Origin of the sequence: Escherichia sp. UTM R2 (assembly GCF_048593455.1) — a bacterium.
GTDB lineage: Bacteria > Pseudomonadota > Gammaproteobacteria > Enterobacterales > Enterobacteriaceae > Escherichia > Escherichia coli.
In genome coordinates, this window is the sequence record NZ_JBFWDY010000002.1 from 1012059 (window position 1) to 1033523 (window position 21465).

The following is a 21465-nucleotide window of genomic DNA, read 5'->3' on the forward strand; positions in this document are numbered from 1 at the left end:
CCTGGATTTTTCCTGGTTATTTTGCCGCAGGTCAGCGTATCGTGAACATCTTTTCCAGTGTTCAGTAGGGTGCCTTGCACGGTAATTATGTCACTGGTTATTAACCAATTTTTCCTGGGGGATAAATGAGCGCGGGAAGCCCAAAATTCACCGTTCGCCGCATTGCGGCTTTGTCACTGGTTTCGCTATGGCTGGCAGGCTGTTCTGACACTTCAAATCCACCGGCACCGGTCAGCTCTGTTAATGGCAATGCGCCTGCAAATACTAATTCTGGTATGTTGATTACGCCGCCGCCGAAAATGGGGACGACGTCTACAGCGCAGCAACCGCAAATTCAGCCGGTACAGCAGCCACAAATTCAGGCTACTCAACAACCGCAAATCCAGCCAGTGCAGCCAGTAGCTCAGCAGCCGGTACAGATGGAAAACGGACGCATCGTCTATAACCGTCAGTATGGGAACATTCCGAAAGGCAGTTATAGCGGCAGTACCTATACCGTGAAAAAAGGCGACACACTTTTCTATATCGCCTGGATTACTGGCAACGATTTCCGTGACCTTGCTCAGCGCAACAATATTCAGGCACCATACGCGCTGAACGTTGGTCAGACCTTGCAGGTGGGTAATGCTTCCGGTACGCCAATCACTGGCGGAAATGCCATTACCCAGGCCGACGCAGCAGAGCAAGGAGTTGTGATCAAGCCTGCACAAAATTCCACCGTTGCTGTTGCGTCGCAACCGACAATTACGTATTCTGAATCTTCGGGTGAACAGAGTGCTAACAAAATGTTGCCGAACAACAAGCCAGCTGCGACCACGGTCACAGCGCCTGTAACGGTACCAACAGCAAGCACAACCGAGCCAACTGTCAGCAGTACATCAACCAGTACGCCTATCTCCACCTGGCGCTGGCCGACTGAGGGCAAAGTGATCGAAACCTTTGGCGCTTCTGAGGGGGGCAACAAGGGGATTGATATCGCAGGCAGCAAAGGACAGGCAATTATCGCGACCGCAGATGGCCGCGTTGTTTATGCTGGTAACGCGCTGCGCGGCTACGGTAATCTGATTATCATCAAACATAATGATGATTACCTGAGTGCCTACGCCCATAACGACACAATGCTGGTCCGGGAACAACAAGAAGTGAAGGCGGGGCAAAAAATAGCAACCATGGGTAGCACCGGAACCAGTTCAACACGCTTGCATTTTGAAATTCGTTACAAGGGGAAATCCGTAAACCCGCTGCGTTATTTGCCGCAGCGATAAATCGGCGGAACCAGGCTTTTGCTTGAATGTTCCGTCAAGGGATCACGGGTAGGAGCCACCTTATGAGTCAGAATACGCTGAAAGTTCATGATTTAAATGAAGATGCGGAATTTGATGAGAACGGAGTTGAGGTTTTTGACGAAAAGGCCTTAGTAGAAGAGGAACCCAGTGATAACGATTTGGCCGAAGAGGAAGTGTTATCGCAGGGAGCCACACAGCGTGTGTTGGACGCGACTCAGCTTTACCTTGGTGAGATTGGTTATTCACCACTGTTAACGGCCGAAGAAGAAGTTTATTTTGCGCGTCGCGCACTGCGTGGAGATGTCGCCTCTCGCCGCCGGATGATCGAGAGTAACTTGCGTCTGGTGGTAAAAATTGCCCGCCGTTATGGCAATCGTGGTCTGGCGTTGCTGGACCTTATCGAAGAGGGCAACCTGGGGCTGATCCGCGCGGTAGAGAAGTTTGACCCGGAACGTGGTTTCCGCTTCTCAACATACGCAACCTGGTGGATTCGCCAGACGATTGAACGGGCGATTATGAACCAAACCCGTACTATTCGTTTGCCGATTCACATCGTAAAGGAGCTGAACGTTTACCTGCGAACCGCACGTGAGTTGTCCCATAAGCTGGACCATGAACCAAGTGCGGAAGAGATCGCAGAGCAACTGGATAAGCCAGTTGATGACGTCAGCCGTATGCTTCGTCTTAACGAGCGCATTACCTCGGTAGACACCCCGCTGGGTGGTGATTCCGAAAAAGCGTTGCTGGACATCCTGGCCGATGAAAAAGAGAACGGTCCGGAAGATACCACGCAAGATGACGATATGAAGCAGAGCATCGTCAAATGGCTGTTCGAGCTGAACGCCAAACAGCGTGAAGTGCTGGCACGTCGATTCGGTTTGCTGGGGTACGAAGCGGCAACACTGGAAGATGTAGGTCGTGAAATTGGCCTCACCCGTGAACGTGTTCGCCAGATTCAGGTTGAAGGCCTGCGCCGTTTGCGTGAAATCCTGCAAACGCAGGGGCTGAATATCGAAGCGCTGTTCCGCGAGTAAGTAAGCATCTGTCAGAAAGGCCAGTCTCAAGCGAGGCTGGCCTTTTCTGTGCACAATAAAAGGTCCGATGCCCATCGGACCTTTTTATTAAGGTCAAATTACCGCCCATACGCACCAGGTAATTAAGAATCCGGTAAAACCGAGAATGGTCGTTAACACTGTCCAGGTTTTCAGACCGTCTGCTACCGACAACCCCAGATATTTGGTCACAATCCAGAACCCTGAGTCATTAATATGTGACGCGCCAAGCCCACCAAAGCAGGCTGCCAGCGTCACCAATACGCACTGAATCGGATTCAATCCCATCACCGCTTCTGAGAGTAACCCGCCGGTTGTCAGTATTGCTACGGTTGCTGACCCCTGCGATGCACGCAGCGCCAGTGAAATAATAAATGCGGCTGGTAACAGAGGCAGGTCAATCATTTGTAGCATGTTGGCAAGGGCTTTGCCGATGCCCGATTCCACCAGCACTTTGCCAAATACCCCTCCAGCACCAGTAACCAAAATCACTACCGCCGCAGTAGGAAGCGCTGAGCCCATAATGTCGCTGGTGTGTTGTAAGCTCCAGCCGCGACGTAAAGCCAATAACCAGAATGCCAGCACCAGCGCAATCATTAGAGCTACCATTGGTGAGCCGATCAGCTGTAGCGTACCAAGCAGGGGATGCGAAGGCGGCATCAGTGTTGCGGAAACCGTACCCGCCATGATAATCGCGATAGGAATAACAATTAGCGAGGTGACCAGCGCGACGCCCGGTGGATTTATTTTATCGCTTAATTTTGTCGCGCCTTCCTCACTGGCCGGAGCCAGTTGCATCTGTTCCAGTACTTCTACTGACATCGCATATTGGCGCTTATTGATTATTTTCGCTGCAAAGTAGCCAACAACCCCTACGGGAATAGAAATCGCAATACCGATGATGGTTAGCCAGCCGATGTCTGCGTGGAGTAACCCCGCTGCGGCGACAGGGCCTGGATGCGGCGGTACCGCCACGTGAACAGTGAGCATGATCCCAGCGACAGGCAGGCCAAATTTGAGTGGCGATATTTTGGCAACCTTGGCAAAACCGTAAATGATTGGCGCAAGAATAATAAAGCCGACATCAAAGAAGACGGGAATACCGAGGAAGAACGCTGCCAGAGTCAGCGCAGCGATAGTTCGTTTGTCACCTAACTTGCGACTGAAATAATTAGCCAGTGACTCTGCACCACCAGAGTGTTCGATCATACGCCCCAGCATAGCGCCCAGACCAATAATAATAGTGACGGAACCAAGCACACCGCCCATCCCGGCGATCATCACTTTACCCACTTCGCCCGCCGGTATACCTGCCGCAAGTGCGACTAACAGGCTGACGAGGAGCAAAGCAACGAATGGTTGTACCTTTGCCTTGATGACCAGCAGCAACAGCATGATTACGCCAGCTAACGCAATGCATAACAATGTAATTGTGGACATGGGAAACCCTGTCTGAAAGTTATAGTTAACCTACCCCATCCGTAGATGGGGGGATGTATGGGTACGTTGTAATTAGGGATTTAACGAATTAGCGCCAGGCGTCAAACCAGCCAAGCCCTTCTTCGGTGAGGCCACGAGGTTTATATTCACAACCGATCCAGCCCTGATATCCCACCTCATCGAATAGGCGGAACAGCCACGGATAGTTGATTTCTCCATCGTCCGGTTCATGTCGATCAGGTAGTCCGGCAATTTGTACGTGCGCATATTTCCCGGCGTAGTCGCGGATTAAATGCGTCAGGTTGCCATCTACTTTTTGCGCATGAAAAGTATCTAGTTGAATAAACACGTTATCTCGCGCAACCTCTTCAACAATAGCCAGTGCCTGATACTGGCTGGAGAAGAGATAATGAGGCTTAACGCCGGGGCTGAGTGCTTCAACTAATATTCGCTTGCCGTGTGGCGCAAAGCGGTCGGCAGCGTAGCGGATATTATCGATAAATACTGCCCGGTACCGTTCAGCATCTTCGCCAGCGGGCACGACGCCAGCCATCACATGGACTTGTTCACAATTGAGCGCCAATGCATATTCCAGTGCCAGGTCGATGTCTGCGTGTGCTTCGTGCTCACGTCCGGGAAGGGCGGATAATCCCCATTCCCCCGCATTAATATCTCCGGGAGCGGTATTGAACAGCGCCAGTGTCAGATGGTTTTGCTCCAGTTGCTTTTGGATTTGCAGGGTGGAGTAGTTATAGGGAAACAGAAATTCCACAGCATCGAACCCGGCTTTTCGCGCTGCGGCGAAGCGTTCAATAAAAGGCACTTCGGTGAACATCATGGATAAATTAGCTGCAAAACGAGGCATTGCATTAACTCCTTAATTCCGCAATTTCACCTGCGGTCAGATAACGGATCGGGCGGTCACCGAGAATAAAAATCAGCTTTGCCGTTTCCTCCAGCTCTTCCATATTGTTGGCGGCTTCTTGCAGGCTTTCACCGCAAACCACTGGGCCATGATTTGCCAGTAAAAAAGCCTGATTGTCTGCTGCCAGTTCCGCCAGATCCTGTGCGATGCGTTTATCGCCCGGTCGGTAATAAGGCACCAGCGGGACATTTCCCATCCGCATCACCACGTATGGTGTGAACGGACGAATAACGTTGCTGCTGTCCAGCCCTTGCAGGCAGGAAAGCGCCGTCGACCATGTGCTGTGCAAATGCACCACCGCTTTACAACGCGGATTGTTGCGATACAGCGCCAGATGAAAGAGCACCTCTTTCGAGGGTTTGTCACCACTTAACCATTCGCCATCCGCGGCGACTTTGGAAAGCCGCTGCGGATCGAGATTGCCCAGGCATGAACCTGTCGGTGTCGCCAGTAAATTCCCGTCAGGTAAAAGCAGCGACAGATTGCCAGCCGAACCGGTTGCATAGCCGCGCTGAAAGAATGAACTGGCAATCCGCGTCATCTCCTCTCGCAAAGACTGCTCTACTTTTGCGAAATCGCTCATGATAAAAACTCTCTTTGGGCTCGTGAAAAAAAGGCGTCATCACCGAAGTTGCCAGATTTAAGGGCGAGTGAGACAGGCTTATCCAGTGCGTTTACCCACGGCACGCCGGGGGAAATGGTTGGGCCAATATGAAACCCTTTTATTCCCAGGCTCTGTGTGACTACGCCGGAGGTCTCACCGCCTGCGACAATAAAGCGTGTCACGCCTTCCGCTGCTAACCGCGCCGCTAGTTGAGAAAACAGTGTTTCTACTGCCTGACTGGCTTTTTGTGCACCGTATTGCTGTTGAATTGCTGCCAATGCGTCAGTGCTGGCGGTGGCAAAAACCAGTGGAGCAAGTACACTTTCCTGGCCCAGAACCCACTCTGCCAGTTCGTGTGCATAAGCGGCCAGAGTTTCAATTGAGAGGCAGCGTGCCACATCAACTTCACGGGCTGGTGCAATTTGACGGTAATGTGCTACCTGGCGGTTGGTCATTTGAGAGCATGAACCGGAGAGCACTACGCCGCGCCCAGCGAGCGGACGCCCTGCTTTGCGAGCCTGGTTACCGTTTTCTTGCGCCCACTGCCGGGCCAGGCCAATCGCCAGACCAGAACCGCCCGTTACCAGTGGGGCATCGCGCAAGGCTTCTCCCTGAATTTCCAGATGGTGTTCGGTCAGCGCATCAAGCACCGCGTAGCGGTAGCCCTCTTGCTGTAAGCGAGCCAGCTCTTGACGAACGGCATCCACACCTTGTTCGAAAACATGTGCCGAAACGACGCCGCAGCGCCCTGTGGATTGCGCTTCAACCAGACGGGGAAGATAGCTGTCGGTCATGGGATTTACCGGGTGATGGCGCATCCCGGATTCGGCCAGCAGTTGATTCATTACGAACAAATACCCCTGATAAACCGTACGTCCGTTGACCGGCAGGGCCGGAGAGAAGACCGTAAACGGCGTGTCGAGAGCATCCATTAAGGCATCGGTAACCGGGCCAATATTACCTTTCGCCGTACTGTCGAAAGTAGAGCAGTATTTGAAATAGATCTGTTTGCAACCTTGCTGTTGCAACCAGCTCAGAGCCGCCAGCGATTGCTGTGTGGCTTCAACCACTGGACAGGAGCGCGTTTTCAGGCTGATCACCAGTGCGTCGATTGCTTCCGGCATTTTACCTGTTGGAACACCGTTAATTTGTACCGTTGGTAGACCGTTTTCCACCAGAAAACTGGCGATATCCGTCGCGCCGGTAAAATCATCGGCGATAACGCCAATCTTGATCATGATTTCGCTCCCGGTAGAGTGATGCCAGAGAAAATCTTGATAACTGCGCTATCGTCTTCTTTCCCGTAACCCGCGTTACTGGCGCTGGTGAACATATTCAATGCTGTTGAGGCCAATGGCAGCGGGAAGAGCAGGGCTTTGGCTGTATCGGCAACCAGACCAAGATCCTTAACAAAAATATCGACGGCTGAATGCGGGGTGTAATCGCCATCCACCACATGACGCATCCGGTTTTCGAACATCCAGGAATTTCCGGCGGCATTGGTCACGACGTCATACATCACATCCAGCGGGATCCCCGCACGGGCTGCAAGTGCCATCGCTTCGGCTCCGGCAGCAATATGTACGCCCGCTAACAACTGGTGAATAATTTTTACGGTCGAACCTAGTCCCGGTTCTGCACCTATGCGATAAACTTTTCCGGCAACGGCTTCCAGCACGGGTGCCAGTCGTTCAAAGGCAATATCGCTACCGGAGGCCATGACAGTCATTTCACCGTTAGCGGCTTTTACTGCACCACCAGAAACTGGCGCATCCAGCATTTCCAGATCGAATCCAGCCAGAGCGGTAGCAATTTCTTGCGCATCAGCACTAGCGATAGTGGAAGAAACCATTACTGCCGTACCGGGTTTCAGATGTTGTGCAACGCCTGTTTCACCAAACAGCACCTGTTTAACCTGGGCCGCATTGACCACCAGCACCAGCAGTGCGTCCAGTTTTTCGGCAAACGTCGCGGCGTTATCAGAAACCCCGCAAGCACCTGCCTCTTTCAACGTAGCGCAGGCATTGCTGTTCAGGTCTGCGCCCCAGGTAGAAAGACCTGCGCGGACACATGACAGTGCTGCTCCCATTCCCATTGACCCTAAGCCAACGATACCGACATGAAACTCAGATCCCGTTTTCATCTGCTCTCCTTGTTAATTTAAGTGATATTTTGTTTGATATTGTGAATATAAGCGCTGGAAGATAACGATATGGTGATCTGATTCACATAAATTAACATTGTGTGTTATTTTATGTGAACTAAGCGTTAGTTGCGCCGCGCACGTTTCGCAGGCAAATAGCGTAGAATGTCAGCAGGACAAAGGAAGGAGCAAAAGTTGATACCCGTAGAGCGTCGCCAAATCATCCTTGAGATGGTAGCTGAAAAAGGCATTGTCAGTATTGCTGAACTAACGGACAGAATGAATGTGTCACATATGACCATTCGTCGGGATTTACAAAAACTGGAGCAGCAGGGAGCCGTTGTGCTGGTGTCCGGAGGCGTCCAGTCTCCGGGACGCGTGGCGCATGAACCTTCTCATCAGGTAAAAACTGCGCTGGCAATGACGCAAAAAGCGGCTATTGGCAAGCTGGCGGCAAGTCTTGTTCAGCCGGGAAGTTGTATCTATCTGGATGCGGGAACGACCACGTTAGCGATAGCACAGCATCTGATTCACATGGAGTCACTGACTGTGGTCACAAACGATTTCGTTATTGCAGACTACTTGCTCGACAACAGTAATTGCACAATTATTCACACTGGCGGTGCAGTGTGTCGGGAAAACCGTTCCTGTGTCGGGGAAGCCGCTGCGACCATGCTGCGCAGCCTGATGATTGATCAGGCTTTTATTTCTGCATCGTCATGGAGTGTGCGGGGGATTTCTACGCCAGCGGAAGATAAAGTCACGGTGAAACGGGCGATTGCCAGTGCCAGCCGCCAGCGAGTTTTGGTCTGTGATGCGACGAAATATGGTCAGGTGGCGACATGGCTGGCGTTACCATTAAGCGAGTTTGATCAGATTATCACAGACGACGGTTTGCCGGAGAGTGCCAGTCGCGCGCTGGCGAAGCAGGATCTCTCTTTGCTGGTAGCGAAAAATGAATAATGGCCTGCAATAACATTTGGTTACTCATGCTTCACAGAAGAAGCATGAGACTACTTTATTTTATAAAATGACAGCCGCCCGCTTTTCGGCGTGCCGGTATCAATATAAATCTGGTTAGCGAACGTCTGAATGTTATCAAACATCATATGTCCAAATATAAAATAATCAGCGCCGTTTATTTGTTGTAACTCGCCATTAAGCGATTTCTGCACACGATCAACAGGCCAGAGTAATTCGCTTTCTGCTATTTCTTTACCAAACTGATATTCATCACCCGGATAATCTGCATGTGCGATGGCATATTTTATGTTGTCATTAATGATTTCAATAATATGTGGAAGGTGATGGAATTTCAGCAACAGATCTATTGCCTCTTGTTGCTCTGAATCATTTAAATCGAAAAACCAGTCACCACCGCTGGCAAGCCACATATTTCCATCGCCAGTTTCGAATGCATCCAACGCCATCGCTTCGTGGTTGCCTTTAACCGACGTAAACCAGGGTTGGTTTAGCAGGCGCAGCACGTTAAGACTCTTCGGCCCACGATCAATATTATCGCCTGTGGAAATAAGTAAGTCGGTTTCAGGGTAAAAAGAGAGTTGATGTAAACGGGATTGTAATAACTGATATTCACCATGAATATCACCAACGACCCATATATGGCGATAGTGATGGGCATTGATTTTTTGATAGCGTGTAGATGGCATGGTTTTACCCTGTAAAATAAGCTTTCCTATTATACAGGGTATTTTTATTTGATTCGTCAGTTATCGTTAATATTCCCGATAGCAAAAGACTATCGGGAATTATTATTACACCAGACTCTTCAGGCGATAAATCCACTCCAGCGCCTGACGCGGGGTGAGTGAATCCGGATCGAGGTTTTCCAGTGCCTCGACCGCAGGCGAGGTTTCTTCCGGTACGGACAGCAAAGACATTTGCGTACCATCCACTTGCGTAGCGGCGGCGTTCGGCGAAATGCTTTCCAGCTCACGCAGTTTTTGCCGTGCGCGCTTAATAACCTCTTTTGGCACGCCGGCCAGAGCTGCAACCGCCAGGCCGTAGCTTTTGCTCGCCGCGCCATCCTGCACGCTGTGCATAAAGGCAATGGTGTCGCCGTGCTCCAGTGCATCGAGATGCACGTTGGCGACGCCTTCCATTTTCTCCGGTAACTGTGTCAGCTCGAAATAGTGGGTGGCAAACAGCGTCAACGCTTTAATCTTATTCGCCAGATTTTCCGCGCACGCCCACGCCAGCGACAGACCATCGTAAGTGGAAGTTCCGCGCCCAATCTCATCCATCAGCACCAGACTGTACTCGGTGGCGTTATGTAAAATATTGGCGGTTTCAGTCATCTCCACCATAAAGGTTGAGCGCCCGGAAGCCAGGTCATCTGCCGCGCCTACGCGGGTAAAGATACGGTCAATCGGGCCAATCTCGACTTTTTGCGCCGGTACGTAGCTGCCGATATAGGCCATCAGCGCAATCAACGCGGTCTGGCGCATATAGGTACTTTTACCGCCCATGTTCGGACCGGTGATGATCAACATACGGCGCTGCGGCGACAGATTCAGCGGGTTAGCGATAAATGGCTCATTCAGTACTTGTTCAACTACCGGATGGCGACCTTCGGTAATGCGAATGCCCGGTTTATCAATGAAGGTCGGGCAGGTGTAGTTCAGGGTATAGGCCCGTTCCGCCAGGTTAACCAGCACGTCGAGTTCCGCCAGCGCGCTCGCGCTCTGTTGCAACGCTTCCAGATGCGGCAACAGCAGGTCGAACAGCTCTTCATAAAGCTGTTTTTCCAGTGCCAGTGCTTTGCCTTTTGAGGTGAGAACTTTATCTTCGTACTCTTTTAGCTCTGGAATGATGTAGCGCTCGGCGTTTTTCAGCGTCTGGCGACGCATGTAGTTGATGGGTGCCAGATGGCTTTGCCCACGGCTGATTTGAATGTAGTAGCCGTGCACCGCATTAAAGCCAACTTTCAGCGTGTCCAGGCCGGTACGTTCACGCTCGCGGACTTCCAGACGCTCCAGATAATCGGTCGCGCCGTCAGCCAGCGCGCGCCACTCATCCAGCTCTTCGTTATAGCCCGATGCGATAACACCACCGTCGCGTACCAGCACCGGCGGTGTGTCGATGATTGCTCGCTCCAGCAGATCGCGCAGCTCGGCAAACTCGCCCATCTTCTCACGTAGCGCCTGTACCGGTGCACTATCGACAGTTTCTAACTGCGCACGCAACTCCGGCAGTTGCTGGAAAGCGTGGCGCATACGGGCCAGATCGCGTGGGCGAGCAGTTCGTAAAGCCAGACGTGCCAGAATACGTTCCAGGTCGCCGACCTGACGCAGTACCGGCTGTAGCCCGGCGGTGAAATCCTGCAATGCGCCAATAGTTTGCTGGCGCTCAAGCAACACGCGGGTATCGCGCACTGGCATATGCAGCCAGCGTTTCAGCATACGGCTGCCCATCGGCGTGACGGTGCAGTCGAGCACAGAAGCCAGCGTATTTTCCGCACCACCCGCCAGGTTCTGGGTGATTTCCAGATTACGACGCGTCGCGGCATCCATAATGATGCTGTCCTGCTCACGTTCCATGGTGATGGAACGAATATGCGGCAGAGTCGTACGTTGGGTATCTTTCGCATACTGCAACAGACAACCGGCAGCACAAAGTCCGCGCGGCGCGTTCTCGACGCCAAAACCGACCAGATCGCGGGTCCCAAATTGCAGATTCAACTGCTGGCGCGCGGTGTCGATTTCAAACTCCCACAGCGGGCGACGGCGCAGGCCGCGACGGCCTTCAATTAACGACATTTCAGCAAAATCTTCTGCATACAGCAGTTCCGCAGGATTAGTGCGTTGCAGTTCTGCCGCCATCGTTTCCCGGTCAGCCGGTTCGCTCAGGCGAAAACGCCCGGAACTGATATCCAGCGTCGCGTAGCCGAAACCTTTGCTGTCCTGCCAGATAGCCGCCAGCAGGTTGTCCTGACGCTCCTGCAACAGGGCTTCATCGCTGATGGTGCCTGGCGTAACGATACGCACAACTTTGCGCTCAACCGGACCTTTGCTGGTCGCCGGATCGCCAATTTGTTCGCAGATGGCAACGGACTCGCCCTGATTCACCAGTTTGGCGAGGTAGTTTTCCACCGCATGGTAGGGGATCCCCGCCATCGGGATCGGCTCTCCCGCTGAAGCGCCGCGTTTGGTCAGTGAGATATCCAGCAGTTGCGACGCGCGTTTTGCGTCGTCATAAAACAGTTCATAAAAATCACCCATCCGGTAAAACAGCAGGATCTCGGGATGCTGGGCTTTCAGCTTGAGATACTGCTGCATCATGGGCGTATGGGCGTCGAAATTTTCTATTGCACTCATGGGGTTATGTCCGGTTCCCTGATATTAAATGGGGTGTGATGGTTTTTATTTTCGTTGTAATCACATAAGGCGCACATGATACCGGAGTTAATCATTTCAGGGGAAGAAGCGAACGGCGAGTTCTTGATGCTGGTTCCGGGAAAGATGCTGTTTTGCAGCTTTTGCGTGATGCTTATGAAGCAAGTACGCAAAATTGCGTCGGTTGGCGAACCCTTCTTCTTTAGAGTCATAGTGCCCTTTAAGATTAAGATGTAATATAAATACATCTTAATGAGGTGGAGGCAGCATGTCCGGCAAGCGTATCTCTCGTGAAAAACTGACGATTAAAAAAATGATCGATCTTTATCAAGCGAAATGCCCGCAGGCGTCAGCGGAGCCGGAGCATTACGAGGCGTTGTTTGTTTACGCGCAAAAGCGGCTGGATAAATGTGTGTTCGGCGAAGAGAAACCAGCCTGTAAGCAGTGTCCGGTGCACTGTTACCAGCCTGCAAAGCGTGAAGAGATGAAACAGATTATGCGTTGGGCCGGGCCGAGAATGCTGTGGCGTCATCCGATCTTAACCGTGCGTCATCTCATCGATGACAAGCGTCCGGTGCCAGAACTGCCGGAAAAATATCGTCCGAAAAAACCTCATGAATAGTATGCCGGACAGGCAGATCTGTCCGGCAATTTGCAGTTAAATCAATGCCGATTTATCAATTCCCAGCCGCTTCATCCGTGACAGCAGGGTCGTGCGTTTCAGCCCCAGACGTTGCGCAGCGCCTTTAGGCCCGGCAACCACGCCGTTGGTTTCTTTCAGCACGCGCACAATCAACTGATATTCATCTTCGCCCTCCTGGGCGACAACCGTTGCGGCAGGCGGCGTTTCAGGTTCCGGTAAAACAATATCTGGCAATGACAGCTGCAGCACGTTACCGCGTGTTAGCAATACCGCGCGCTCAATGACGTTTTCCAGTTCGCGTACGTTACCCGGCCACTCCATGTTGCTCAAGGTGCGCAGCGTCTCGGCAGGAATGCTGTCGATATTGCGCCCCAGACGACGGGCAATTTTGAAGGTAAAGGCTTTCGCCAGCAGCGGAATATCTTCCGGACGCTCGCGTAGTGGCGGCAGGTGAATCGGGAATACGTTCAGGCGGTAATAGAGATCGCTACGGAACTCACGGTCGGCGACCATTTTTTTCAGATCGCGGTTAGTCGCGGCGATTAGACGCACGTCCGTCTGAATGATTTTGTTGCTGCCGAGACGTTCAAACTCCTGTTCCTGCAATACACGCAGCAACTTCGGCTGTAACTCCAGTGGCATATCGCCCACTTCGTCGAGGAACAGGGAGCTTTTATCCGCCAGTTCAAAACGACCGATACGCTGGGCGCTGGCACCGGTAAAAGCCCCACGCTCATGACCAAACAGATCGCTTTCCAGCAATCCGGCAGGCATCGCCGCGCAGTTCATTTTGACCATGCGGCGATTATTACGCCCACTGAGATTATGGATCGCACGGGCAATCAGCTCTTTACCCGTGCCAGTTTCACCGAGGATCAGCACGGTACTGTCACTTTGCGCCACCATTTCAACTTGTTTAAGCACGCTGTACATGGCTTCGCTGCGGCCAATAATCTCGCCAAATTCACTATCAACATTGTTGAGCTGCTCGGTCAGGGCGAGGTTTTCATCAACCAGCCGTTCTTTCAGACGATGGATTTCCTGATAGGCGAGGGCGTTATCGACAGCGATTGCCACACGTTCGGCAATCTGGCGCAGTAAATTCAGATTGGTAGTGGTAAACACTTTCTCTTCGCATTGCGCCAGTTTCAGCACGCCCAGCATGGTGTCGCCAGACATCAGCGGTAACAGGCACAAGGTTTGAATCTGGTTGCCCCAGGTGTCGAACAACATGCGTTCATAGGGGGCTAAATCGTCCCGCTCGTGGAGATTGATCAGCAGCATCTCTTTACTTTTGAACACGCGTTCGGTGAGGGTTCCGGCTTCATCGACTTCGCTCTGTTCGTGGGCGGGATGCTGTTTATCAAGATAGTGAGTGGAGTAGATGTTGAGTTTGTTTTTACGGTGGCTGCGTAAGACGATACTGATATCGTCAATGTCGAAATAGTAATGGATTTCTTTGGCGACTTCGCTGACCAGTTCGTCCATATCCAGGCGGGAAAGCACCGCGTTGGTGATGGCGACCAGGATGCGGAAGTTATCGCGTTCCCGGCATAACAACTCATAGTCGACATTGTTAACGACGCGGCTCTGGATTTGTTCGGTGACGACAGAAACGATCTGCGTAAATGTTTGCAGACGATTGAACTCTTTTTCGCTCCAGGGGCGATCGTCATAACGAATAAATTCACAGCCACCAAAAATATGCCCTTCCGCCGCCAGTGGCATCAGGCAATAGTGACCAAATTTTGGGTATAGCCCACCTGCGTCCAGCTGCGGCCAGGTTTCACAAAATTCTTCGTAACTGCAATGCAGCGTATCAGGGCGCGACAAAATGCTGCGTACCGGACCGTGTGCCAGAACAGTTTCGTCTTCATATTTAATGGGGGTGTCTTTTTCACGCGACGCGTAATAAGACGCACGTTGAGTCTGCGCTTGCCACAACACAATAGCCGCGTTGTCGGCGAGCGCAGAACGCTTTACCAGTTGCGAAAGAGCCTCACACAGCGAGGCCAGATCGGGCTGCTGCAATAGTGTCCGAGTGATGTCGAACAACCCTTGTTGTCCGAGATCACTCATCGGTGTATATGACATTTTGTTCTTCCAGGAAAGCACCGCAAAGCGGTGCAAAAGGTCATTGACTAACTATAGGAGATTTAGAATTTTATTAGCATATACGCGGAAGCGGTTCGGCGTGTGGTAAATCGAGGGTTCGTTTCACGCCATACAGACCGGCAAGACGAACACCTTTACGTTCCACCACTTCACCAATCAGCGCCGCGTCTTTCCCCAGTGGATGGGAATGTAACGCTGCCAGCACTTGCTCTGCCGCGTTGCGTTCAACAGCTATTACTAGTTTGCCTTCGTTGGCAAAGTTCAGGGCGTCCAGTCCCAGCAATTCGCAAACGCCACGCACGGCAGGTTTAACAGGCAGTGCCGCTTCTGAAAGTTCAATACCACAACCGCAGGCTGCCGCGAACTCATGAACCACCGCGTTTACACCACCACGGGTGGCATCACGCAGCGCTTTCACGCCGGGAATGTCACGCAGCGTCTGAATAAGCGGCGTCAGCACCGCGCAGTCGCTGACCAGTTCGCCATCCAGCCCCAGCTGCTCACGCAGGTTAAGGATAGTCGCCCCGTGGTCGCCGAGTGTACCGCTCACCAGCAATACATCGCCTGCGGTTAGCGTCTGTGCGCCCCAGTGAATATTCGCCGGAATTGCGCCCATGCCAGCGGTGTTGATAAACAGTTTATCTACCGCGCCGCGCTGCACCACTTTAGTATCGCCAGTAACGATGGCAATGCCTGCCGCGCGGGCGGTTTCTGCCATGCTGGTCACTACGGCTTTCAGTGTCTCCATCGGCAATCCTTCTTCGAGGATAAAGCCACAGGAGAGATAGCGCGGAATAGCGCCACTGACCGCAACGTCATTGGCTGTGCCGCAAATCGCCAGCTTGCCGATATTACCGCCAGGGAAGAACAGCGGGTCAATAACGTAACTGTCGGTGGAGAACGCCAGACGGTCGCCTTCCGCTACCAGCTGCGCCAGATCAAGACGTGCCTGATCTTCCTGCTCTGCCAGCCACGGGTTGGCAAAGGCTTCCATAAACAGGCTGTTGATTAATTGCTGCATCGCCTGGCCGCCGCTACCGTGGGCGAGTTGGATATTATTCACGCTTCACTCTCCTGCTGACGATACTGATACCACGCGGCGCACGCTCCTTCGGAGGAAACCATCAGCGCACCAAACGCGGTTTGAGGATTACAGGTGTTACCAAACAGCGGGCATTGATGCGGCTTACATTTGCCCGTTAATACCTCACCACAACGCGCGCGCGGGTCATCGCAGACCTGCTGCGGTGCCGGGCGGAAATGTGCTTCGGCATCGAATCGTTGATAATCCGGCGTCAGGTGCACGCCAGAAGATTCAATCACGCCTAAGCCGCGCCATTCGCTGTCGCCGTTGACACAGAACACATCGGCAATCGCCTGTTGCGCCAGCAGGTTACCGGCATCCGGTACCACTCGACGATACTGATTCTCTACCTTGCTGTGGGCCGCTATTTTCTGCTGCACCAGCATGACCACGCCTTGTAGTAGATCAAGGGGTTCGAATCCAGCAACCACCAGCGGACGATGAAAATCGCTGGCGATAAAATTATAGGCGTCGGTGCCGATAACCATACTGACGTGACCCGGCGCGAGGAACGCATCGATACCGTTATCCGGCTGTTCCAGCAAACTGCGCAACGTCGGGATAAGCGTAATGTGCTGGCAGAAGAAGTAAAAATTCTGCACATCACGCGCTTTCGCCTGTTGCAGAGTGATAGCGGTGGTCGGCATAGTGGTTTCAAAACCTAAGCCGAAGAACACCACTTTGCGGGTTGGATTCTCCTGCGCCAGTTTCAACGCATCCATCGGCGAGTAAACGATGCGCACATCGGCACCGCGTGCTTTTGCCTGCAACAGCGATCCCTGTTTCCCCGGCACGCGCATGGCGTCGCCAAAGGTACAGAAGATGACTTCCGGATGGCTGGCAATCTCCACGCAGGTGTCGATTCTACCCATCGGCAGTACGCACACCGGGCACCCCGGACCGTGGATAAACTCAACGTTTTCCGGCAGTAACTGGTCGAGGCCGAATTTAAAGATAGCGTGGGTATGACCGCCACACACTTCCATAATCCGCAGAGGGCGTTCGGCGGTGTAAGAGAGATGTGAAGCACGTTCGCGCAGATGCTCAATTAACTGCATCACCTGTTCCGGCGCGCGATATTCATCAACAAAACGCATTATTTTTCCTCGCCATACAACAGCGCGCCGACATCCGGCTCAACGTCAAACATGTTTTGTAAGGCGTCGAGAGTGTCGCGTGCTTCGGCTTCATTAATTACGCTCATGGCAAAGCCAACGTGTACCAGTACCCACTGGCCCACGCGCGGCTGACCGTTTTCATCGCAGCTGCCGACTAACGTTAAATCGACATCGCGCTGAATGCCGCAGACGTCGACTTTCGCCTGGTTGCCGTCAATGGTGCGGATCTGGCCGGGAACGCCTATGCACATCGCTGTGTCTCCAGCCAGTTCAGCCACTGGTCCATCCCTTCGCCGCTGGTGGCGGAAATAAGGATGATTTCAATTTCTGGATTGACTTCGCGGGCGCAGGCGATGCACTTTTCAACGTCAAAGTTGAGATACGGCAACAGGTCAACTTTGTTGAGCAGCATCAGCGAGGCGGCGGCAAACATATGCGGATATTTCAGCGGTTTGTCTTCACCTTCGGTAACGGAAAGCACCGCCACTTTGTGTTTTTCACCGAGATCGAAGCTGGCCGGGCATACGAGGTTGCCAACGTTTTCGATAAACAGAATACCGTTATCGTCCAGTGGCAGACGCGGTGCGGCGTCGGCAATCATCTGTGCGTCAAGATGGCAGCCTTTACCGGTGTTCACCTGAATCGCTGGTGTGCCGGTAGCGCGAATGCGTGCGGCATCGTTCACGGTTTGCTGGTCGCCTTCAATAACTGCGCACGGAACGCTGTCTTTCAGGCGCATTAGGGTTTCCGTCAGCAGGGTGGTTTTACCGGAACCAGGGCTGGAAACCAGGTTGAGCACCAGTTGCTTGCGGGCAGCAAAGCGCGCGCGGTTGCGTTCAGCCAGACGGTTATTTTTGTCCAGCACGTCAATTTCGACTTCCAGCATCCGACGCTGGCTCATGCCCGGTGCGTGAGTGCCCGCTTCGCCATGACCGTAATGCAGGTCGCCTTCTTCAGTCTGGCTGGGGGTAAATTCAGGCGCTTTAATGCCGGTGATTTTCATCTTCGGGCGTGCCGCCGGGGCAAATGGCGCGCTACGAAACGCGGAATGAGGGTTATGTTCATCACCCTCGATATACAGGTTGCCTTCACCGCAACCGCATGTTGTACACATCGCTCACTCCTGGTCTATTTCTATCCGCCGAATCTGTAAACCGTCGTCTGCCACAATCTGCAGCATGTCACCATGACACTGTGGACAGCGGCGGACGCGCTGGGTCAGTAGCGTCACATACTGTTGGCATGTTTCACACCAGCATTCGGCCTCTTGTTCTTCGAGGTGCAGTTTACAACCTTCCGCCACGCTGCCGCGGCAAACCAGATCAAAACAAAAGGCAAGAGAGCTGGTTTCGACACAAGAAAATGCGCCAATTTTGAGCCAGACCCCAGTTACGCGTTTTGCGCCGTGTTTTGCGGCCTGCTGTTCGATCAATTCCAGTGCCCGTTGGCAGAGGGTTATTTCGTGCATATCGCCTCCCATTAACTATTGCCAGCTACAAGCAATAATTGTGCCAGTGTTGATTATCCCTGCGGTGAATAATGTCGATGATGTCGAAATGACACGTCGACACGGCGACGAAATTCATCTTTAGCTTAAAAATCTCTTTAATAACAATAAATTAAAAGTTGGCACAAAAAATGCTTAAAGCTGGCATCTCTGTTAAACGGGTAACCTGACAATGACTATTTGGGAAATAAGCGAGAAAGCCGATTACATCGCACAGCGGCATCGTCGCCTACAGGACCAGTGGCACATCTACTGCAATTCGCTGGTTCAGGGGATCACGTTATCGAAAGCGCGCCTGCATCACGCCATGAGCTGCGCGCCGGACAAAGAACTCTGTTTCGTCCTTTTTGAACATTTTCGCATTTACGTCACCCTGGCGGATGGCTTTAACAGCCACACCATCGAGTATTACGTCGAAACAAAAGATGGCGAAGACAAACAGCGGATTGCGCAGGCGCAACTGAGCATTGACGGCATGATTGATGGCAAGGTCAACATCCGCGATCGCGAACAGGTTCTGGAACACTATCTCGAAAAAATCGCTGGCGTTTACGACAGCTTATACACCGCTATTGAAAACAATGTGCCGGTGAATTTAAGCCAACTGGTAAAGGGACAAAGCCCGGCAGCATGAGCTGAGGCTTTGCCCGTTTTGCAGGCGTTACGCCTGTTTGGGGATGGGCGTGTCGATGAGTGTCGAAAATGACATTTCATCGGCATGTTTTCGTCAAAAATGACAATCACCTGAGGAATGCCTGGTGAATCGTTTTGTAATTGCTGACTCCACGCTCTGTATCGGCTGCCACACTTGTGAGGCCGCCTGTTCAGAGACGCATCGCCAGCACGGCCTGCAATCAATGCCGCGCCTGAGAGTGATGCTGAATGAAAAAGAATCTGCGCCGCAGCTCTGTCACCACTGTGAAGATGCACCCTGCGCGGTGGTCTGCCCGGTTAACGCCATCACCCGCGTTGATGGGGCCGTGCAGTTGAATGAAAGCCTGTGCGTAAGCTGCAAGCTGTGCGGCATCGCCTGCCCGTTTGGCGCAATTGAATTTTCCGGCAGCCGTCCGCTGGATATTCCGGCAAACGCCAATACTCCGAAAGCGCCACCGGCACCGCCTGCTCCGGCGCGTGTCAGCACATTGCTTGACTGGGTGCCAGGTATTCGCGCGATCGCCGTCAAATGTGACCTTTGTAGCTTTGATGAACAAGGTCCGGCCTGCGTGCGGATGTGCCCGACTAAAGCCCTGCATCTGGTGGATAACACCGATATCGCCCGCGTCAGCAAACGTAAGCGTGAGCTGACCTTTAACACGGACTTTGGCGATCTCACCTTGTTTCAGCAGGCTCAAAGTGGAGAGGCTAAATGAGCGCAATTTCCCTGATCAATAGCGGCGTGGCGTGGTTTGTCGCCGCCGCTGTTCTGGCATTTCTCTTTTCTTTTCAAAAAGCGTTAAGTGGCTGGATAGCTGGAATTGGCGGCGCGGTTGGTAGTCTGTATACGGCAGCCGCGGGCTTCACTGTACTGACTGGCGCGGTTGGCGTGAGCGGTGCGCTGTCGCTGGTAAGCTACGATGTGCAAATCTCTCCGCTTAACGCGATTTGGCTGATTACGCTCGGTCTGTGCGGTCTGTTTGTCAGCCTCTACAACATTGACTGGCATCGCCACGCGCAGGTGAAGTGCAACGGCTTGCAGATCAATATGTTGATGGCTGCCGCCGTCTGCGCCGTCATTGCCAGCAACCTCGGCATGTTCGTGGTAATGGCCGAAATCATGGCCCTGTGCGCGGTGTTCCTCACCAGCAACAGCAAAGAGGGCAAACTGTGGTTTGCGCTGGGGCGTCTTGGCACTCTGCTGCTGGCGATTGCTTGCTGGCTGCTGTGGCAGCGTTACGGCACGCTGGATCTGCGCCTGCTGGATATGCGTATGCAACAGCTGCCGCTCGGTTCCGATATCTGGCTGCTCGGAGTGATTGGCTTTGGCCTGCTGGCCGGGATTATTCCGCTGCACGGCTGGGTGCCGCAGGCACATGCGAACGCCTCTGCGCCAGCTGCCGCGTTGTTTTCTACGGTAGTCATGAAAATTGGCCTGCTGGGCATTTTAACCCTGTCACTGCTGGGCGGTAATGCACCGCTGTGGTGGGGGATCGCGCTGCTGGTGCTCGGCATGATCACCGCGTTTGTCGGTGGTCTGTATGCGCTGATGGAGCACAACATCCAGCGCCTGCTGGCTTACCACACCCTGGAAAATATCGGCATCATCCTGCTGGGGCTGGGCGCTGGCGTAACGGGTATCGCGCTCGAACAACCGGCGCTGATTGCTCTTGGCCTGGTCGGTGGTCTGTACCATCTGCTTAACCATAGCCTGTTCAAAAGCGTACTGTTCCTCGGGGCGGGGAGCGTCTGGTTCCGTACCGGTCATCGCGATATCGAAAAACTCGGTGGTATTGGCAAGAAAATGCCGGTTATCTCCATCGCCATGTTAGTCGGGCTGATGGCAATGGCTGCGCTGCCGCCGCTGAATGGTTTTGCCGGGGAATGGGTTATCTATCAATCATTTTTCAAACTGAGCAATAGTGGCGCGTTTGTTGCCCGTCTGCTGGGGCCGCTGCTCGCTGTGGGGCTGGCAATTACCGGTGCGCTGGCGGTGATGTGTATGGCGAAAGTCTATGGCGTCACGTTCCTCGGCGCGCCGCGTACCAAAGAAGCCGAAAACGCCACCTGTGCGCCGCTCCTGATGAGCGTAAGCGTAGTGGCACTGGCGATTTGCTGCGTAATTGGCGGTGTTGCTGCGCCGTGGCTACTGCCGATGCTCTCTGCTGCTGTACCTCTGCCGCTGGAGCCTGCTAACACCACCGTTTCTCAACCGATGATCACGTTGCTGCTGATTGCCTGCCCGCTGCTGCCATTCATCATTATGGCGATTTGCAAAGGCGATCGTTTGCCATCGCGTTCCCGCGGTGCGGCCTGGGTGTGCGGTTACGACCACGAAAAATCAATGGTGATTACCGCTCACGGTTTTGCCATGCCGGTGAAACAGGCGTTTGCGCCGGTGCTGAAACTACGCAAATGGCTGAATCCGGTGTCTCTGGTGCCGGGCTGGCAGTGCGAGGGGAGTGCGTTGCTGTTCCGCCGGATGGCGCTGGTTGAACTGGCGGTACTGGTGGTGATTATTGTTTCACGAGGAGCCTGA

The 21465-nt window shown here is 53.1% G+C and carries 21 protein-coding genes; 8 read left to right on the top strand and 13 right to left on the bottom strand.

All coding sequences use genetic code 11. The annotated features are described in order from the left end of the window. The first annotated feature begins 170 nt into the window (after positions 1-170). Both nlpD and rpoS read left to right on the top strand, forming a co-directional pair. The gene (nlpD, locus tag AB4H76_RS05690) at positions 171-1265 is read left to right on the top strand and encodes a murein hydrolase activator NlpD (protein ID WP_224692580.1); all 1095 of its coding nucleotides are present in this window, start codon (positions 171-173) and stop codon (positions 1263-1265) included. A gap of 62 nt (positions 1266-1327) precedes the next feature. After that, positions 1328-2320: an RNA polymerase sigma factor RpoS gene (gene rpoS, locus AB4H76_RS05695; RefSeq protein ID WP_420062578.1), complete on the top strand. Its 993-nt coding sequence runs from the start codon at positions 1328-1330 to the stop codon at positions 2318-2320. 93 nt (positions 2321-2413) lie between these two features. Here rpoS and AB4H76_RS05700 read toward each other — a convergent pair whose 3' ends face one another. The 5 genes from AB4H76_RS05700 to ltnD all read right to left on the bottom strand — a co-directional run bounded on the left by AB4H76_RS05700 (position 2414) and on the right by ltnD (position 7450). After that, positions 2414-3778 carry a GntP family transporter gene (locus AB4H76_RS05700; protein ID WP_077492754.1) on the bottom strand — a complete coding sequence of 455 codons (1365 nt, stop codon included), beginning with the start codon at positions 3776-3778 and terminating at the stop codon, positions 2414-2416. 88 nt (positions 3779-3866) lie between these two features. Beyond that, positions 3867-4643, bottom strand: a complete 777-nt coding sequence (locus AB4H76_RS05705) for an HPr family phosphocarrier protein (protein WP_001136934.1) — start codon at positions 4641-4643, stop codon at positions 3867-3869. Between the two features lie 4 nt (positions 4644-4647). Beyond that, the gene (locus AB4H76_RS05710; protein ID WP_001278994.1) at positions 4648-5286 is read right to left on the bottom strand and encodes an aldolase; all 639 of its coding nucleotides are present in this window, start codon (positions 5284-5286) and stop codon (positions 4648-4650) included. Then, on the bottom strand, positions 5283-6545 hold the full coding sequence (otnK, locus tag AB4H76_RS05715; protein ID WP_000590403.1) for a 3-oxo-tetronate kinase: 1263 nt from the start codon (positions 6543-6545) through the stop codon (positions 5283-5285). Before otnK ends, AB4H76_RS05710 begins: the two co-directional genes overlap by 4 nt. Next, positions 6542-7450: an L-threonate dehydrogenase gene (ltnD, locus tag AB4H76_RS05720; RefSeq protein WP_077492752.1), complete on the bottom strand. Its 909-nt coding sequence runs from the start codon at positions 7448-7450 to the stop codon at positions 6542-6544. Before ltnD ends, otnK begins: the two co-directional genes overlap by 4 nt. 195 nt (positions 7451-7645) lie before the next feature. Here ltnD and ygbI point away from each other — a divergent pair, with 195 nt between their 5' ends. Beyond that, on the top strand, positions 7646-8413 hold the full coding sequence (ygbI, locus tag AB4H76_RS05725; RefSeq protein ID WP_001295181.1) for a DNA-binding transcriptional repressor YgbI: 768 nt from the start codon (positions 7646-7648) through the stop codon (positions 8411-8413). A gap of 50 nt (positions 8414-8463) precedes the next feature. Here ygbI and pphB read toward each other — a convergent pair whose 3' ends face one another. Beyond that, positions 8464-9120 (bottom strand): protein-serine/threonine phosphatase, encoded by a 657-nt coding sequence (gene pphB / locus AB4H76_RS05730; RefSeq protein ID WP_001141339.1) that lies wholly within the window; start codon positions 9118-9120, stop codon positions 8464-8466. A 105-nt stretch (positions 9121-9225) separates the two neighbouring features. Beyond that, positions 9226-11787, bottom strand: coding sequence for a DNA mismatch repair protein MutS (gene mutS / locus AB4H76_RS05735; protein ID WP_001272907.1), 2562 nt, complete (start codon positions 11785-11787; stop codon positions 9226-9228). Positions 11788-11862: 75 nt separating this feature from the next. On the opposite strand from mutS, the gene AB4H76_RS05740 reads away from it, so the two are divergent. Further along, positions 11863-12042, top strand: coding sequence for a hypothetical protein (locus tag AB4H76_RS05740; RefSeq protein ID WP_000611928.1), 180 nt, complete (start codon positions 11863-11865; stop codon positions 12040-12042). A gap of 31 nt (positions 12043-12073) precedes the next feature. Next, positions 12074-12427 (top strand): nitrous oxide-stimulated promoter family protein, encoded by a 354-nt coding sequence (locus AB4H76_RS05745; protein WP_000015497.1) that lies wholly within the window; start codon positions 12074-12076, stop codon positions 12425-12427. 36 nt (positions 12428-12463) lie between these two features. Here AB4H76_RS05745 and flhA read toward each other — a convergent pair whose 3' ends face one another. From flhA to hypA, 6 genes are all read right to left on the bottom strand, one after another. Continuing rightward, entirely contained in the window at positions 12464-14542 is a 2079-nt protein-coding gene (gene flhA, locus AB4H76_RS05750; protein WP_001618802.1) for a formate hydrogenlyase transcriptional activator FlhA, read from the bottom strand. A 73-nt stretch (positions 14543-14615) separates the two neighbouring features. Next, positions 14616-15626: a hydrogenase maturation carbamoyl dehydratase HypE gene (hypE, locus tag AB4H76_RS05755; protein WP_001059922.1), complete on the bottom strand. Its 1011-nt coding sequence runs from the start codon at positions 15624-15626 to the stop codon at positions 14616-14618. Then, positions 15623-16744, bottom strand: a complete 1122-nt coding sequence (hypD, locus tag AB4H76_RS05760) for a hydrogenase formation protein HypD (RefSeq protein ID WP_001212985.1) — start codon at positions 16742-16744, stop codon at positions 15623-15625. The genes hypE and hypD overlap by 4 nt, the downstream gene beginning before the upstream one ends. Further along, complete coding sequence (gene hypC / locus AB4H76_RS05765) at positions 16744-17016, bottom strand: hydrogenase 3 maturation protein HypC (RefSeq protein WP_000334881.1); 273 nt, start codon at positions 17014-17016, stop codon at positions 16744-16746. The genes hypD and hypC overlap by 1 nt, the downstream gene beginning before the upstream one ends. Further along, complete coding sequence (hypB, locus tag AB4H76_RS05770; protein ID WP_000337665.1) at positions 17007-17879, bottom strand: hydrogenase nickel incorporation protein HypB; 873 nt, start codon at positions 17877-17879, stop codon at positions 17007-17009. The genes hypC and hypB overlap by 10 nt, the downstream gene beginning before the upstream one ends. 3 nt (positions 17880-17882) lie before the next feature. Continuing rightward, positions 17883-18233, bottom strand: a complete 351-nt coding sequence (hypA, locus tag AB4H76_RS05775; RefSeq protein WP_001299100.1) for a hydrogenase maturation nickel metallochaperone HypA — start codon at positions 18231-18233, stop codon at positions 17883-17885. Positions 18234-18444: 211 nt separating this feature from the next. On the opposite strand from hypA, the gene hycA reads away from it, so the two are divergent. From hycA to hycC, 3 genes are all read left to right on the top strand, one after another. Then, the gene (hycA, locus tag AB4H76_RS05780; protein WP_000158056.1) at positions 18445-18906 is read left to right on the top strand and encodes a formate hydrogenlyase regulator HycA; all 462 of its coding nucleotides are present in this window, start codon (positions 18445-18447) and stop codon (positions 18904-18906) included. A 124-nt stretch (positions 18907-19030) separates the two neighbouring features. Next, positions 19031-19642, top strand: a complete 612-nt coding sequence (hycB, locus tag AB4H76_RS05785; RefSeq protein ID WP_001079186.1) for a formate hydrogenlyase subunit HycB — start codon at positions 19031-19033, stop codon at positions 19640-19642. Beyond that, complete coding sequence (hycC, locus tag AB4H76_RS05790) at positions 19639-21465, top strand: formate hydrogenlyase subunit 3 (protein ID WP_001274388.1); 1827 nt, start codon at positions 19639-19641, stop codon at positions 21463-21465. Before hycB ends, hycC begins: the two co-directional genes overlap by 4 nt.